The organism is Rubritalea squalenifaciens DSM 18772, from assembly GCF_900141815.1.
Classification (GTDB): Bacteria; Verrucomicrobiota; Verrucomicrobiia; order Verrucomicrobiales; family Akkermansiaceae; genus Rubritalea; species Rubritalea squalenifaciens.
In genome coordinates this window covers 492826-509817 of the sequence record NZ_FQYR01000005.1, presented here as the reverse complement: position 1 = coordinate 509817, position 16992 = coordinate 492826, and the positions used below count along the sequence as shown (strand labels likewise).

The window sequence follows — 16992 nt, the reverse complement described above, 5'->3', positions numbered from 1 at the left end:
AGCACCCCTGCCCGTTTCCAGTATTGCCAAGGCCTGACACCCTGCCCTAACATCCACGGCAGTGTCCTCCACCCCTTCCAACTTCTCTTTCCTCACTTCCGAATTCCCAGACTTCGCCCTGGCTGCGAAGTTGGCTGAGAAGGCGGTTTTTCCAGATCCGCATGCGGCCTGCTTTCACTGCAGACGTACTTTGGAATTGGTGGTGCAGTGGCTCTACAAAGTGGAAGCCAAGCTCGGCATGCCCTATGATCATAGTCTAGGCTCCCTGATCCACCATCCCCCGTTTCAAAACCTCATCTCTGAAGCGATCTTCCAGAAAGCCCGCCTCATCCAAAAAGTTGGCAATCAGGCAGTCCACGGAAAGCAGCCAATCTATCAAATTACGGCTCTCCAAACTCTGGAGGAGCTTCACCATCTGCTCTACTGGCTAGCGCGCACCTATAGCCGGATCGGTGCCGCCCAGTATGATGCGATCCGTTTTGACAAGACCCTGGTCCCCTTCCCTCAAACCAGTCCCTCCAAGGCCGACAAAGACCAACTCAAGAAAAAGGAAGCCGAGCTGGACCAATATGCTGAAAAGCTGGCCAAGCAGGAGAAGGAACGCAGCGAACTCGACCAGCAAATCGTCGAGCTTCAAGCTGAGCTAGCACTCGCAAAGAAAGCTAACGAGCAAGTTCCTGATCCTCATGACTACTCTGAGGCCGATACCCGCAAGTATCTCATCGACGCTGAGCTTCGCCGTAGTGGCTGGGATCCTGAGGCTCCTAAAGCCACTGAGTATGAAGTCAGCGGCATGCCCAACAATAAGGGCATAGGCTATGTAGACTATGTACTCTGGGGTGACGATGGGAAACCTCTGGCTATCGTAGAAGCCAAGCGCACGACCAAGGATCCCAAGATCGGTCAGCAGCAGGCGAAACTCTACGCAGACTGTCTGGAGAAAGAGAGCGGCCAAAGACCCCTTATCTTCTACACGAACGGCTATGAGACTTGGTTCTGGGATGACCTCAATTATCCGCACCGCCCGGTAGCAGGATTTTATAAAGCTGAGGAGCTGCAGCGCCTGATTACCCGTAGGGATTCACTGCTCCCGCTCAGGTCATCTGATATAAACTCAGACATCGCCGGACGCTACTACCAGACACGCGCGATATCCTCTATTTGCGAGTTGCTGGCCCAGAAGAGGCGTAAAGCTCTTCTGGTGATGGCTACCGGCACCGGAAAAACGCGAACATCTATCGCGATGGTGGATCTACTCCAGCGTGCTAACTGGGCAAAGAATGTACTATTCCTAGCCGACCGCACCTCTCTGGTGAACCAGGCAGCCAATGCCTTTAAAGCCCATCTGCCGGAGTGCTCACCAGTAAATTTAGTCACGGAGAAGGACAAGCAAGGACGAGTCTATACCTGTACCTACCCGACCATGATGGGTCTGATCGACTCCACCAAGAATGGTGAGTCGCGCTTTTCTCCGGGACATTTTGATTTGATCGTCATTGATGAGGCACACCGCTCCGTTTACCAGAAGTATCAGGCTATTTTCTCCTACTTCGATTCTCTTCTGGTTGGACTCACTGCGACTCCACGTGAGGAAATCGATAAGAACACCTACGAACTCTTCGACATCGAAAATGGTGTACCTACTGATGCCTACGAACTCGAGCAGGCAGTAAGCGATGGCTTCCTAGTGCCGCCTAAGGTCAAGAAAGTGGATATGAAGTTCCCACGTGAGGGGATTAAGTACGATGACCTCACAGAGAGCGAGAAAGCTGTCTGGGACGAGCTGGACTGGGGTGATCGCAGTCAGTCCGCTGGTGACCGTGAGGTAGGCTCAGGAGCGATCAACAAATGGCTCTTCAACAAGGACACCGCCGATAAAATGTTCCAGACTCTCATGGAACATGGACACAAGGTGAACAAGGGAGACCGTCTCGCCAAGACCATCATTTTTGCGAGGAACCACGATCATGCCCTCTTCCTGGAGGATCGATTCAATTATCACTATCCGGATAAAAAAGGCCACTTCGCTCGCGTCATCGACAACTACGCCAACTATCCACAGTCGCTCATTGATGCCTTCTCTCTGAGCGAGAGCGATCCACATATTGCCATTTCCGTGGATATGATGGATACGGGCATTGATGTGCCCGAGGTTGCCAACTTGGTCTTTTTCAAGCCGGTCTACTCGAAGATTAAATTCTGGCAAATGATCGGACGCGGTACCCGCCTCTGCCCTGACCTTTTCGGAGAGAACCAAGACAAAGAAGATTTCCGTATCTTCGACTTCTGCGGCAATTTCGATTACTTCGAGGAAAATCCTGAAGGCCTAGCTAGCACTAACAGCGAATCGCTGGGAACTCGATTGTTCCGTTTACGAACTTCTCTTTTACAAGCTCTGCAGAACAGCCCAGAAAACCTACAGTCCACTACGTGGAAGACGCACCGTGAGCATCTCAGAGTTCAAATTCAGTCGATGCACCCGGATAACTTCGAGATTCGACTCAAGCAGGAACTCGTCGAACGCTACCAGGCGCAATCATTCTGGGAGCATGAGACAGTTCCACACGATGATCTAGAAGCCATGGCCAACGAACTGGCAACCCTGCCCGACACCCTCGAACCTGAGAAACTCGAAGCCAAGCAGTGGGATGCAACGCTCCTAGCTGCACAACTCTCTACTCTGGGAGTCCTGACTAACAAACTAGTACCTCTCCAGCATGGCATCATTGAGACTGCCTCGAAGTTAGAAGAGAAAGCTAATATTCCTGCAGTCAAAGTTCATCTCGCATTGATCCAAGCGATCCAAGATGCTGATTTCTGGCAAGATATCCATGTGGATACTCTGGAGGAAATCCGCGTAAAACTACGTGATCTGGTGCATCTAATCCGTAAAGGCTACTCACCCCCGGTCTACACCCCGTTTGAGGATGAAATCCGGAGCATGAGAGAAGATGAACCGGTCGTGATTCCCACCATGACTGGTGAGCAGTATGAGAAGAAAGTACGCGCTGAGCTAGCGTCTAACCTTGATCGTATTGAGATCCAGAAAATCCGCACCGGACAAGCGCTCACTCCACAAGACCTCAACGAGCTCGAATCCATGCTTGTGAAACTGGGGGAAAGGCAGGGAGAGAAATTACTAGGCCAACTTATTGAACGTTCTCAAGCCCCCGATCTAGTGACGTTCATCAAAACCTGTGTGGGGTTGGACGCTGCTACCGTTCTGAAGCATTTTGAGGAATATCTGAATAAAGAGAGTTTCTCTCCCGCTCAGATCCGATTCATTGAATTGATCATCGCCCAATTATCTTCCAATGGCGTGATCAGTGCAGGCGCTCTCTATCACCCACCATTCAGCAGCATCCACGCAGGCGGCCCCGATGGACTGTTTCCTGACGAAAATGTCCTAGACGGCATCTTTGACAAGATCCACGAGCTGAGCGGCACTGAGGCGTAGTCTTATAGATCGCCCTAACAGTGTCTTCACAAAAAACACTCAATCCCCTTATTTACAGTAAGTACCACCGACCGGACTCGAACCGGTACGCCCCGAAGGACAGCAGATTTTAAGTCTGCGGCGTCTACCAATTCCGCCACGGTGGCTTTTCCTTCTGCACAGGATGATACGAGCCATGAGCCAGTATCGTAAAGACGGGGACGTGATACCCGAGGGGGAAGGGCTGCGGCAAGATAATTCGTCGGCAGCTTGGCCTGCACGCAAAAAAGACAGGCCGATTAGTCTCTGTATCAATCATTTAGAGGTAAGCAAAGAAGCTGCCAGAAAATCACCGAGGCACCGCCCCCTCAGGAATCAGGGCCTCGGTAGTTTTGGGAGTTTCGCTCTAGCCCTCCAGTGAACTCATGTCGATCACGAAGCGGTAGCGCACATCGGAGCGCTCCATCCGGTCGAAAGCTTCGTTGATCTCATCCATCTTGATGATTTCGCACTCAGGCAGGATATTCTTTCGTCCGCAGAAGTTGAGCAGCTCCTGGGTCTCCGCTATGCCACCGATCAGGGAACCGGCTACGCGTCTGCGGCCAAAGATCATCGGCATGGTATTTGTCTCATCCAGTGGTCCGATCTGACCGACGATCACCAGAGAGCCGTCGATATCTAGCAGGGAAAGATAAGGAGTCAGGTCATGCTTTACTGGGACCGTATCGATGATGAGGTCAAATCCAGCCTCTGCCACCTGCATCGCGGTCTCATCGGAGGAAATCAGGTAGGCATCTGCACCCAGCTCCATGGCGTCTTCCCGCTTGGAATCCGTCCGCCCGATCACCGTGACTTCAGCTCCCATACCCACGGCCAGCTTCACGGCCATATGGCCTAGCCCGCCAAGCCCGATCACCGCCACCCGGCTGCCCGGCCCTACATGCCAGGTACGAAGTGGGGAGTAGGTGGTGATGCCAGCGCAGAGCAAGGGGGCAACGCGTGAGAGATCCAGATTATCCGGGATGGAGAGCACAAATTCTTCCCTCACCACCACATGCTTGGAGTAGCCGCCTTGAGTGAGTTCCTCGGTGATTCTGTCATTGCCAGCATAGGTAGGCGTCATGCCCTCACGGCAGTACTGCTCCTCCCCGCCATGGCACTGATCACATTCCTGGCAGGAGTCCACCATGCACCCCACTGCCACTTTGTCCCCCTCTTTGTACAAGGTCACCTCATCACCCACTGCGATCACCTTACCCACGATCTCATGCCCCGGCACCATCGGGAAGAGGCCGATGCCCCAGTCATTGCGCACTTGGTGCAGATCCGAGTGGCACACACCACAGTAGAGGATTTCGATCGCTACATCATTCGGGCGCAGTTCACGGCGCTCAAAGTGATACGGCTCCAGCTTGTCTCCGGCGCTCTGCGCCGCATACCCAATCGTTTTCATAGTTCGCTCATTGTTCTCATTTCCTGACACACCGTCTTTACCTGTTAGCACCAGTGAAGACAGCAAGTGGATTACACAGAGTGCTAACCTAGGGTAAGTCAGCCTGCATGCAAAGAGAATCTGAGCAAACAAGCCCGCCACAAACAGAATGCTTGCATTGAGCTGGAGCAACGTGCTCTTCTGAGCTTATGCAACCGTCGTTATCTGTTAGTGATCTCATCGTGCGCCAGCAGGCAGGAGAGAGACTCAAGTACCTCTTCTTCTGGGGCCACACCCCTCCAGCAGACGGAAGCATCACTAAAGCCTGCTTCAGCCAGTGGTGGTTTGCCCCCTTCGATATCGAGGACACCCTCTACCCCACAGCGGAGCATTACATGATGGCCACCAAGGCTCGACTCTTCGGAGATGAGGCCATGCTCGCCAAGATCCTCACCAGCTCCCACCCCAAGCAGGCCAAGGACTTCGGCCGACAAATTTCTAATTTCGACGAGTCTCTCTGGCTGCAGCACCGCTACCGCATCGTCTACGAGGCGAACCTCGCCAAATTCTCCCAGCACTCCAAGTTGCGGGAGTTCATTCTCAATACTGGAAACCGCATCCTCGTAGAGGCCAGCCCGGTGGACAAGATCTGGGGCATTGGCCTGGCTGCAGACGACACCAATGCCGAACATCCTGCCAAATGGAAAGGGCTCAACCTACTAGGCTTCGCCCTCATGGATGTCCGCACAGCCCTCCAGAAATAGTAAGCTCTGGAATGTGTGCAGACGAATCATGAGGTTCCCCAAGCTCAGGAGATCACTAAGGCCCTAAACACTCCAAGTTGATCTAAAGGCTAAGCTTTACAGTTGTGATCAGACAAGCCGTAGGCTGATTACTGCAGCTTTAGGTAAGGAATTCACTTACTTTTTACGCGGCATTCCTTGCGAGAACTTCCAGAGTATCAAGCAATCGCGACAACTATCAAAAAAGTAAAAAACACCCCCTCAAAATCATTTTCACGACTACAGGATCCTTGACAAGTAATTCTCTGTGACTGTTTAGTTAAATTAGCTGCTTAATTGGGGTCAAGCCACGCATTTCCGGCAAGTGTAGGAGTTTTGTGCCTTTTGCTCTATTAAGCCAACTACTCTCCTAATTGCATGTACTCAACAACACCCACGATGCTGGCGTTAAGCGCCCTACTGTGCAGTTTCTCCCAAGCTGGAGAACTAGCTCCCGCCGAAGAGAATACCTCAGCCTGTGATTTCTTAAAATCCATAGGTGAGGTGTATAAGAATGATGAAAACCCCTATATTCAGGAGCTTACCTTCTTTGGCAGATTTCAATGGCAGTATGGCTACACCGAGGGGGAAGCCATGGATGGCGAGGACTTTGACGAGCAGTATACAGAAATCCGCCGCCTGCGTGCCGGAGTCGAGGTAGATTTTCTGAAATATTTTGAACTCAAAACCAGACTCAACCTTGAGCAAGGTGGACCTGACAACCACCGCCTGGGCGTAGATGATTTTGATACTGCCACCCTCTCTTACAAGGTCGACGACCTCTGGGGCTTTGAGGATGTCGAGGTCTCTTATGGCCGCCAGAAATTTACGCTCGGAGCTGAATCCCACGAATCCTCACGCAAGATCAAAACCGTAGAGCGCTCGAATATTGGCAACTACTTTTACTCAGGAAAGCGCCCTACCGGGCTGTTAGTCTCCGCAGAGCGTTTTGGAGCAGAGTTTAGTGCCGGCATCTATAGCACCGAGGATGACAGTGACTTCATTGGCGGCTGGAATGATAGCGAGGCCTATTACGTGGGCATCGAATATGGAGGTTGGCAGGCTGACTTCCTCTACAATGAGGTAGACGTTACCGACGGAGAAGCCACTGAAGACGATATTTTCGAGTTTCGCTGGGCCAGCTCGCTGGCATATCAGTTTGAGCATGGTCGATGGGAAATCCTTTTCAATGCCTTGTATGGAGAACTGCTAGATGGCGAGGAAGTCTATGGCGCAGTCATCATGCCTTCCTATTTCCTGATTGAGGACAAGCTGGAAGCCGTGATGCGTTATCAGTATGCTGGCTCAGACGGAAACAACCTCCGCCTAACCAAACGTTATGCCCAGGAAGCTGCAGACACTCGCAAAGGTGATGAAAACCATACCATCTATGCGGGTCTGAATTACTACTTCTGCGGGCATCGCGCCAAGATTCTCACTGGCGTGGAATACGAGACGCTAGATCGAGACAACGGACAGGACGCCGATGCTGTCACCTTCTGGACAGCATTTCGTATGTACTTCTAAGTATCTAATAGAGCCGAGCAAAAAGACACCTGCAGGCATTATGATGAATCGCTTAGACAGAGTAGAATTTAAGTTTCTGGTCGATCGCTCATTGAGAGAACGTCTCGTGGAGGAAATCCGCAGGAACACCACCTGTGATGCCATCACCGGGACGACTCACTATCCGATCATTTCCCAATACTATGACAATGAATACCGCGATTGTTATTGGGAAAAGCAGCGCACTCAAAAAAGCCGACGCAAACTACGCATCCGGGTCTATGGCTCCGAGAATGGCGAGCTGCCTCCCACCACCTTTATCGAGGTAAAGCACAAGCATTTTGGCCGTGGCGCGAAGCGCCGGCTGATGCTCAGCACCGAGGATGCGCTAGACTTGGTCGAAGGAGACGGTGGTCACCTGCTGGCGAACTTGGACCAACAGCCACGATCCACTCGGATGATTCTCAGAGAGATTCGCCAACTCGTGGAAGACCGGGACTTCAAGTTCCTCTGCACCATGCGCTATGACCGTGAAGTCTATGTAGGCCGAGAAGATGCTCCAGATTTACGCATCACAATGGATTCTGGAATCGCCTGCCGCTTTGGCCACCTGCCGCTGAAAGCCGACACTCGAGACTTCGAGCACTATCTGCTTCGTGAAGACCAAAGCATCCTGGAGATTAAAACAAACTCGGTGATCCCGATTTGGCTGAGAAACCTCATCGGTGATCACAGTTTGGTCCGCCAAAGCTACAGCAAATTCTGCACCGCTCTGGAGACCTTCGATCCTGCCATCCGAGAATTGCTGCTTGAGCCCGACAGCTCTCCCTTCACTGCTCCTCCGCCAGATGCCTGTATCCCAGCATTACTCACTCGCTAAATATTTCTCATCTCACATCACACGCTTCCCACACCATGCCTCTTGCATTCTTAGATCAATTTTTCAGTTCCTCCCCCAATAACCCCTCCGTTGCCAATATTATTGTGGCAGTTTTAGTCAGCCTGTTGCTCAACTTAGCACTCGCTGCACTTTACCAGTCCACCTACAGAGGAAAAAAATATTCCCAAGACTTCGTTCATACTCTGGTGATTATTGGTACGGTGGTCACCATTATCATCCTTATCGTTAGAGGTGAAGGTGGTGGTCAAATAGCCTTCGGCATGTTTGCCGCATTCTCCATTATTCGGTTCAGGAGAAATCTCACCCAGGCACGGGATCTAGCCTTTGTATTCATGTCTATGGCTACAGGACTCAGCATGGGAGCCTTACCTTTGGAAAGGCTATGGCTGGTAGCCGTCGTGATGGGCATCGTCAGTGCAGCAGTCTATCTGCTGGCTAAAAAAGACCTCTTCGCACCGAAAAGGATTAGCCACAGCCTCAGGGTCCGCATCACCAATGACATTCATTATGATGAGGCCTTCAACCCCATCTTAAATAAGTTCGCTGATGAGGCTGAACTACGTAGCGTAGAATCCGTACAAGCAGGCATGATGACCGAGCTCGTCTATGGAGTGACTCTCAAGGAAACCACCCAATTGGCAGATTTCATGGAGCACATGCAGGTGGCTTCCGGAAACAACCGAGTACTCTTAACCACCATTCGCGGTAACAACTTAGAATACTGATATGAAGCCCCTCACCTCATTCTCAGGCCTGCTTGGCCTCATGATCTTCTCGGTGACGTCCACATCCTGGGCGGATCCTGTCATCTCCGAATTCCTAGCATCGAATGATAGCGAGCTGGCCGACGAAGATGGAGAGTTCTCCGACTGGATAGAAATCTACAACCCCGATAGCACGGCGATCAATCTGGGCGGATGGCACCTAACAGACAATGCCACCAATCTCGACAAATGGACCTTCCCCAGCACGGTGCTCCCAGCTGGCGGCTATCTGATTGTATTTGCCTCGGACAAGGATCGGGCAGTCTCTGGAAGCGAGCTTCATACAGGCTTCAAATTGAGTAGCGGAGGCGAGTACCTCGCTCTGGTTAAGCCAGACGGCACCACAAAGACGTCAGAATTCAATCCCTTTCCCGCTCAGAGCGAAGATGTGAGCTACGGACTGAATACGGCCAGCATGCTCGTGGATTCCAATGCCACTCTACGCTATACTCTCACTACCCCTGCCCCTACATGGACCAATCATGATTTCGATGACAGTAGCTGGCTTGGCGCGCGCAGCAGTGATGTCGGCGTAGTCATCACCGAATGTGATACGGGCAGCCCGGATGCCGTGGAAATTCAGAATGTCTCAGACTCCAGCGTAAACACCTCCGGCTGGTATTTGGTTTTTGGAGCCGGCACGAGTGGCAACATCAATGACGCTGAGGAATTTCTCGCATTCCTGCCAAGCTCTATTGGAGCCGGCGGCATACAAGTCTACACTGAAAACACAGGCAGTTTAGGTAACATCGCCTGGGACAATGCAGGGGCCCGCGGATGGACCATGCTCTGCAACAATGCTGGCGAAGTCATGGACTTCGTAGTCTGGGGCTATACTGAAGCGGAGCTCCGCACCTTCAACCTGAATACCGTCATCTCCAGCCAGTCCGTACAAGTCACCTACACAGACATCCCCTGGTCAGGCACTCCGAGAGCGAGTGGCAATTCAACTTCTAACAAAATCATTCGTACCGGTAGCAGGGATAGCGATACGGATAATGAGTGGACGTTCAGCTCCAGCGCCACTCTCGGTTCACAGAACAGTAACATATCCATTCCTTTCACCAGCTTCGGTCAAACCCGCGCACAGGCTGGCATCGGCTACGAAGTTGGATCTGGTTATGAAAACGTCCTGCTGACTAATCTCGATACGGATACGACCCAGCTGTGGGCACGTTTCGATTTCAACGTAAGCGACCCATCAGACATCAGCGCTCTCACCTTGAAGTTACGCTATGATGACGGCTTCCAAGCATTCATCAATGGAGTGAGTGTGGCGAATGCCAATGACACCAACACCTCGGCGGGAGAGTCTGGTAGCTATGTTGACTTTGACCTGAGTTCCTACATCGGTCATCTACGTACGGGAAACAATGTGTTGGCCATTCGCCTCATCAATCAGTCCGCCACCAGCAGCGACATGCTACTCCTCCCGGAACTGCATGCAGCGGTCGTTTCAGGCTCAGGAAATTACACCTACCTCTCCGAGCCTTCTCCAGGTGCCATCAATCAGGGCGGAGCGGTAAACCCCGGACCGATCATCTCAGAGGTGACTGAAAATCCACCGCCACTCACAGACTCACAAAACCTCACCGTAACAGCCCATGTCCAGGCTCGTGACGCGGCCGTCAACACGGTGACTCTGAAGTACAGGGTAGACTACGGCTCTGAAGTCAGCCTGACCATGGTGGACAATGGCACGAACGGAGACTCTATCGCAGGAGACGGCATCTATGCTGCTATCATTCCTGCTTCAGCCTCTGGACCAGGAGACATGCTGCGCTGGACGGTGATCGCCGATGATATCGGCGGCGAAGAATCGCGCATGCCCATGCAGGTGGATAACACGGGCAACAGCCAGTCTCCTGAATACTATGGCACGGTGATCGCAGTCCAACAATCTGGTGCAATCCCTGTGATGTATTGGTTCACCCAAAACGAATCAGCTTCACGTACTCGAACCGGAGCCCGAGCTTCTGTTTATTACTCCAACAAATTCTACGACAACATCTATGTTAGACAGCGTGGCGGTGCCACGAACAACAGCTCTCAGAAGTTCGACTTCAACAAAGGCTTCCCCCTCTACATCAATGCTGACATGCCCTCGGTGGGTGAGGTCAACATGAATGCCAATGGATCGGATTCTTCCTACGTGAGACAAACCTTGGGATTCAATTTCTTCCAAGAAGCAGGGAACGCGGGCTGCGAAACTTTCCCTGTGGAACTCAAGCTAAACGGTTCCTTTGACCGCATCAGCATACTCATCGAACAAGTCGATGAAGACTACCTCAAGCGCAATGGCTATGATGATGAAGGCGGAGAGCTCTACAAATTCGTCCAGAGAAGCAACCTGAATCCCGGCCTCAATGATGCGACGACTGGTGTAGAGAGAAAAACCGGGGACAAGAATGATCTAAGCTCCGTGGTATCATTCACCAACGACCTCAAACAGACTAGCTCTACGGCCAGGATTTATAGCTTTTACGACAACATGGACGTCCAGCAGTTCACCAATTACATGGCTGTGCGAAGCATTCTCCAGATGTCTGACGATGTGCGTAAGAACTTCTACATGTACAAAGATGCGGCAGGCGATGGCCGCTGGCGCATGCTCCCCTGGGATCTGGATTGGAGCCTTGGCATCGTTGGCAGTCATGGAGCTACCCGAGTAGAACATCCTTTCTTTGGCACACAGGATTTCCCTACAGCAGATGGAGCCAACCAGTGGAACCGGCTCTACGATGTGGCCTTCGAGGATATAGAGATGCAACGCATGTACCTACGTAGGATCAGGACACTGATGGACACCCATGTGAAGACCAGCTCCACAGGAAGCTGGTTTGAGAACCGTGTCGATGAGATCTATTATTCCATGGCAGGTCTCTCAGGCCCATCTAGCAGTGGTTACTCCTCTCTGAGAAACACAGAAATACCTGAACGCAGAAGTGATCTCCACAATCAATTTACGGTCACTATTTCAGGCATGAGTGTGGTCATCCCAGGCTCACAACCCACGAACCCAAACGTCGTCATTGATGCGGTGGACTATAACCCTGCCGGAGGAGATCAAGATCAGGAGTATATCCGACTGACTAACAGTGAGAGCACAGAAATCGACATCAGTGGCTGGAGCATCTCCAGCGGTGTAGAATTCACCTTCCCAGCTGGCACTGTCATCCCCAGGAACGGAACACTCTACGTGTCTCCCAAACTCGATAAGTTTGTCACCCGCTCCTCGTCACCAAGGGGTAACGAGAAACGCCTAGTCACAGGTCCCTATGCAGGCCACTTGTCCAGCTTTGGGGAAGATCTCATCCTTAAAAACGAACGCTCAGAAACGGTGCAAACCTACAACTACAGTGGTAGCCCGTCTGACGCCCAGCGCTACCTAGTCGTCTCCGAGTTCCTCTACAACTCTCCTGCTAACCCAAATGCAGAATTCATCGAGATAACCAATATCTCCACCACAGAAACAGTCAGCCTAACAGGCGTCCATTTCTCCGACGGTATTGAGTTCAGCTTTACAGGATCTTCTGTCACCTCACTAGCACCGGGCAAGAGTGTGCTGGTCGTGAAAGACCGCACAGCGTTTGAAGCCGCCTATGGCACGGGTGTATCCTCGCTCATCGCCGGAGAATTTACAGACGGTACATCCCTAAACAATGGGGGCGAAAAAGTGAAACTAGATGATTCTACTAACAGCACGATTCAAAGCTTCACTTATATGAATACCTCTCCGTGGCCTCTAGCATCAGGTTCTTCCCTACTCCTGCAGAACCCCAGCACACGCCCAGATCACAATATCCCAACAAACTGGGCTGCAGAAAACATCATTGGCGGTACTCCGGCTGGGGCGAGCTACTTGTTTGATGCATGGCTGGCTGCCCGCGGTGAAACTGACCCCCTAGCGGTTGTGGGCGGCTGGAGTGAAATGGCCAGTTACGCCTTGGGCCGAGACATTCGGGGGAGCGGCTTCACTCACATTCCCAAGCTAGAAACTTTAAACATTGATGGAAACCCCGCCCAGTACCTCACCCTAGAGACAAACATTCGCAATCTTGGTAATACCTATGTGATTCCACAAGTCTCAAACGACCTCGGCTTCTGGGAGGATGCCATTCTCGGAGTAGATATCGAACTGATGTCAGATAGCGATAATGGCGACGGCACGAACACCCGTAAATGGCGCTTAAGCTCTCCCGCCTCCCCCGCAAAGAAGCAGCAGTTCATGCGACTCAGAGTCCTCACCCCCTAACTGCGGATTTACAAGATCATAGCCACTTCTGCCCCCCTTATCATTAAGGGGGGGGCTAAATCTGCTAGGCTTCGTCCTCATGGAGATCCGCAGAGCCCTCCAGACCTAAGTCTGGAATGTGGGTGAAGGAAATCCGCATCGGCGCATCAGCCAGCGCATCATGGTCACAACCCAGATGGATCGCCTTCCTGCCCAGCTTCGCCTGGATCCGGTCCATTGTCCGGGAAAGCTCCATGCGGGGCCGCATGTCCGCCTCAAACAACGATGGCGTGTGGTTCGCCTCTTCTAACAAATGCGCCAGCGTCATCGAGAGTTTGAGGATTTTGGTGCTCTTGTCCGGGCGTTGCCGCCAGAGTCTTTTCACCGTCCGCGCAAACAAGATAGAATCCGCGCTATGCTCGAAACGGCACTCCGCCGCCCAGCTAGGTCCGTGTACATAGCGGATCTGAATGTGCAGAGATCCGGCTAACATGCCATGAGAGCGCAGCCGCACCGCCGCCTTCTGCGTAAGCTTGTGCAGCACGGGCAGCGCCTTGTCCTGCTCGCGTTTTTCCGGAGACAGGACATGAGAATGGCCGATGCTGCGCCGCTCCACCTCACGCTCGGGAAGCACCGCCCCATGCAGGTTCATCCACAGCCGTTCACCCTCGATCGAGCCCCATACCGAATGCAGCTTGCTGCGCGAGGCTTCACAGAGCTGCTTTACCGTATGGATTCCCCGGGCATGCAGACGCAGCTCCATCGAGGAGCCAACCCCATGCACGTCTGAGAGCTTCAGGCCATAGAGTGCCTCAGGCAGGTCTTCCGGAAGCAGGAGCAGGTAGCCATCCGGCTTTCTCATCTTGGAAGCCATCTTCGCCAGCCAGCGGTTCTGCGCTACTCCGATCGTGCAGGTAATGCAGGGAGACACCTCTCTAGCGATCGCCCGCTTGATACGATAGGCCAGCTCGTCTATCTGCTCCCGCTGCCTTAGATTCTCAGGCAGCAGGCACCAGAGTTCATCAATCGACAAAGTAGCCTCCACATGGATGCAGGACTCCACGGCCGCCACCAGCTGATGGTGGTACTTGATGTATTCCGGCGGCTTCGCCTCCACGATCAGGATCTCCGGGCACAGGCTTTTCGCCTCCCGCACACCAGTCCCGGTCTTCACCCCGAAAGCCTTTGCCTCATAGCTGGCCGCGATACAGCACGACGTATCCGTCAACACCGGAGCAATCCCGATCGGCCTCCCCCGCAGCTCCGGATGCATGTGCTGCTCCACAGAGGCAAAGAAGGAATCGAAATCCAGAAACAAGGCTGAAACCTCACTAAAAGTACTCATATGAACACAACATCACTGCACCTGTCCTAACTTGCAAGCTCGAAGAGAAAGCTTAAGAAAGCCAAATATTCCACAAAGACCCAAGCACATCAGATAGAGACGAACGATTCCAGCTGGAGATAAAGGCAAGACAGCGTGGTGATTTGTAAAACCCGATAGGTAACAAAACTTATATTTCAATAAACACGAGGAGATAAAAAGGACGAACCCGCGTACAATTTCTCATTGATCTTTTATTATGAGACACCTATGAAGACAGGTAAGACGTTTGTTTAATAACCAGCGCCACGGCCACCTCGGTAGCCAAACCACCTCCCCCCATAGTCGAATGCAGTTCAAAACATTACCCAAGACAGCTGGCACGCTGTTTGCCATGATTACAGTCGCAAGCAGCCCTCTCACCGCCCAAGAAACAAGTACCACCCCCCTCGACCAGCTCCGCCTCTCAGCGGCGAAAGCGGATGAGCTGGTGGTCTACGAAGGACTTCCTTCCTCTCAAAAAGATGAAAGCTCGCTCGTTCAAGAGCTCTCACGGAAAGACGTCGTCATCCTTTGCTCCCAGGCATTCTATGCCCCCGGGGCAAGCGCGTCTCAGAGCCCCCTCATCCGGGAGATCATTACAGACGCAGATTCCATCAAGACCTACAGCGGTCAGAAAGACTGCGGCCCCTTCCACCCGGACTACGTGGTCTGCTGGCAGGTAGACGGCATCAGCCGCTACATCTTCATCGGCCTGGAATGCGGGGAGATCATCTACTGCAGCCCGCAGGTCACCAGGCAATACGACCTGACTGCGGATGCCCTGAAAAAGCTCCAAGTTGCGTTCCAACCTTACGCGAAGAAACGCCCGGAAAACTAGGAAGCCCCGCCCACGAAAAAGGCGCCTGCGAGGGCGCCTTTCTTTGTTGATACTTTGAACCTGATGTCATCCAGGGATCAGCCACGCGTCTTCATGGCATCGATGGCTGTCTCGATAGCCGGCTTGGCAGACTCATCGGCGCGCTCCAGCATTTCCTGTAGAGCGGGAACGGAAGACTTGGTACCGATCCTGCGGAGGATATTCGCCGCGGACTTCATGTACTTCTTCTCCAGTCTGGGCAGAGCCTCCACCAGGGCCATTTCAGAGCGTTCCCCGCCTCTCACCATCATCGGCTCGGAAACAGCTGGGTCCTTCTTCCAGGTGTAGATCAGTATATCGCCGATCTTAGGCACGTTGTGCTCGATCAGGTACTCCACATAGATGTCCGGCATCGCGAGATTCAGCTCCACCACCTTGTCAGCGACTTTCTTCACAACAGCCCCGGCATTGTCCTCCGGCATCGTCCAGTTCATCAGTGTTTTAACGATATCCTCCTTGTAGGGATAGGAATCCTCGGAAAGCCTGCGCAGCAGCAAATTCACGACATCCGCACGGCGTCCCACCTGCTTGGCCGCACCCAGGCGGCGAATCGCTGCCAGCTGGCGCTCGGGATCGATATGGCTGAGCTCCTTGTAGTTCGCATTGTAGAAATCAATGGAATTCTCATCGGAAAGGATCGAGGCCTTGCGGGTCACCAGGTCTGAAGGGTTCACCTCCACTTCGATCACACGTAGCTCCGGGTATTGATTGACCACCTTGCCAAAGCCCTGGCAAACCTCAGCCGCTTCGTCGAAGCTGACCCCGATATTGGTATACAGCACCAGATCCACCTTGCGGCCCTCCACATTTCTGCTGGAGCCAGCGAAGTCCTTCGGCATGGCTTGAGCTTGCAGCCCCTCGCTGAGGTAGGATTTTACCGTATCCAGAAATTCCAGCCTGCTCTCCAGCAGCACGATCGCCACCACACTATCCGCCCCGTAATTGGCAATCGCCGTCTCCACTGGCCCGTAGCCAATGCTGGACTTGTAGCGCAGCTGGGACTTGCGCTCATCCAGCTCCTGGTCCGGCTGGTCCTGGGGAGCCGCGATCTCCTGATTGGATGCGGGTGAGAAGTACGCAGGATAGAATGTCGGCAGAGACAGCAAACCTCCAGCGATCAGCAGACTCAGGATCACACCGGCGAGCCGCTTCTTACGGAAGCCGTAGATCAGCAGCATGGAGGAAATCAAGGCAGCAAAACCGCAGAGGATGTAGCGCTTGTCATTCCCCACATCTAACATCAGCCCGGCGCGCTTGGCCGGGTCATTACCAAAGACAAAGATCAGCACCACCACCAGGGCCACGATGATCCCGGCAAAAATACAGACCAGACGCTTGGCTCCAAGCGGCATCACATCATTCGGATCCACCTGCTGCTCATAAGCCACCGTGCGGAAGCCTACAGGCCCGGAGGTCTCCATTTCAGGAATCTTTTTGGAGAACATACTGAGGTCCCCCACCTTCTCTCCTGGGTAGTGGCGCATGCTCTGCTTCAGGATGCAGCTGCTATCCACATGGAAATGATGCTGGCATTCACCACACTCGACCAGTCTCCCCATCAACTCGGGGTCGATATCGAACTGTTGGCCACACTCACTGCATTGTATCTTAATTTTTCCCTCAGCTGCCATAAACTACCTTTTTAGTACGCTAATCATCATAATCGTTAGAGAGAATTCTGGCCAGCAACAATG

Annotated in this window: 10 protein-coding genes and 1 tRNA gene; 7 read left to right on the top strand and 4 right to left on the bottom strand. The window is 52.8% G+C overall.

The annotated features are described in order from the left end of the window. Positions 1 to 61 precede the first annotated feature (61 nt). Positions 62 to 3457: a DEAD/DEAH box helicase family protein gene (locus tag BUB27_RS15485; RefSeq protein WP_143184768.1), complete on the top strand. Its 3396-nt coding sequence runs from the start codon at positions 62 to 64 to the stop codon at positions 3455 to 3457. Between the two features lie 62 nt (positions 3458 to 3519). On the opposite strand, the gene BUB27_RS15480 is transcribed toward BUB27_RS15485, so the two are convergent. After that, positions 3520 to 3603 (bottom strand) — tRNA-Leu (locus BUB27_RS15480). Positions 3604 to 3842: 239 nt separating this feature from the next. After that, the gene (locus BUB27_RS15475; protein WP_143184767.1) at positions 3843 to 4889 is read right to left on the bottom strand and encodes an NAD(P)-dependent alcohol dehydrogenase; all 1047 of its coding nucleotides are present in this window, start codon (positions 4887 to 4889) and stop codon (positions 3843 to 3845) included. A 188-nt stretch (positions 4890 to 5077) separates the two neighbouring features. Between BUB27_RS15475 and ybiA the strand changes: the two genes are divergently transcribed. From ybiA to BUB27_RS15450, 5 genes are all read left to right on the top strand, one after another. Further along, entirely contained in the window at positions 5078 to 5632 is a 555-nt protein-coding gene (ybiA, locus tag BUB27_RS15470) for a riboflavin biosynthesis intermediates N-glycosidase (protein WP_143184766.1), read from the top strand. Between the two features lie 396 nt (positions 5633 to 6028). Then, the gene (locus BUB27_RS15465; RefSeq protein ID WP_143184765.1) at positions 6029 to 7177 is read left to right on the top strand and encodes a porin; all 1149 of its coding nucleotides are present in this window, start codon (positions 6029 to 6031) and stop codon (positions 7175 to 7177) included. Between the two features lie 40 nt (positions 7178 to 7217). Beyond that, positions 7218 to 8036: a polyphosphate polymerase domain-containing protein gene (locus tag BUB27_RS15460; protein ID WP_159434999.1), complete on the top strand. Its 819-nt coding sequence runs from the start codon at positions 7218 to 7220 to the stop codon at positions 8034 to 8036. 35 nt (positions 8037 to 8071) lie between these two features. Further along, entirely contained in the window at positions 8072 to 8782 is a 711-nt protein-coding gene (locus tag BUB27_RS15455) for a DUF4956 domain-containing protein (RefSeq protein WP_143184763.1), read from the top strand. 1 nt (position 8783) lies between these two features. Continuing rightward, positions 8784 to 13076, top strand: a complete 4293-nt coding sequence (locus tag BUB27_RS15450) for a lamin tail domain-containing protein (RefSeq protein ID WP_143184762.1) — start codon at positions 8784 to 8786, stop codon at positions 13074 to 13076. 64 nt (positions 13077 to 13140) lie between these two features. Here BUB27_RS15450 and BUB27_RS15445 read toward each other — a convergent pair whose 3' ends face one another. Beyond that, positions 13141 to 14400, bottom strand: coding sequence for a DNA polymerase Y family protein (locus BUB27_RS15445; protein WP_143184761.1), 1260 nt, complete (start codon positions 14398 to 14400; stop codon positions 13141 to 13143). A gap of 328 nt (positions 14401 to 14728) precedes the next feature. On the opposite strand from BUB27_RS15445, the gene BUB27_RS15440 reads away from it, so the two are divergent. Next, positions 14729 to 15259 (top strand): hypothetical protein, encoded by a 531-nt coding sequence (locus BUB27_RS15440; protein WP_159434998.1) that lies wholly within the window; start codon positions 14729 to 14731, stop codon positions 15257 to 15259. A 77-nt stretch (positions 15260 to 15336) separates the two neighbouring features. Here the strand turns inward: BUB27_RS15440 and BUB27_RS15435 are convergent, their stop codons facing one another. Continuing rightward, positions 15337 to 16929: a hypothetical protein gene (locus tag BUB27_RS15435; RefSeq protein WP_143184759.1), complete on the bottom strand. Its 1593-nt coding sequence runs from the start codon at positions 16927 to 16929 to the stop codon at positions 15337 to 15339. Positions 16930 to 16992 lie beyond the last annotated feature (63 nt).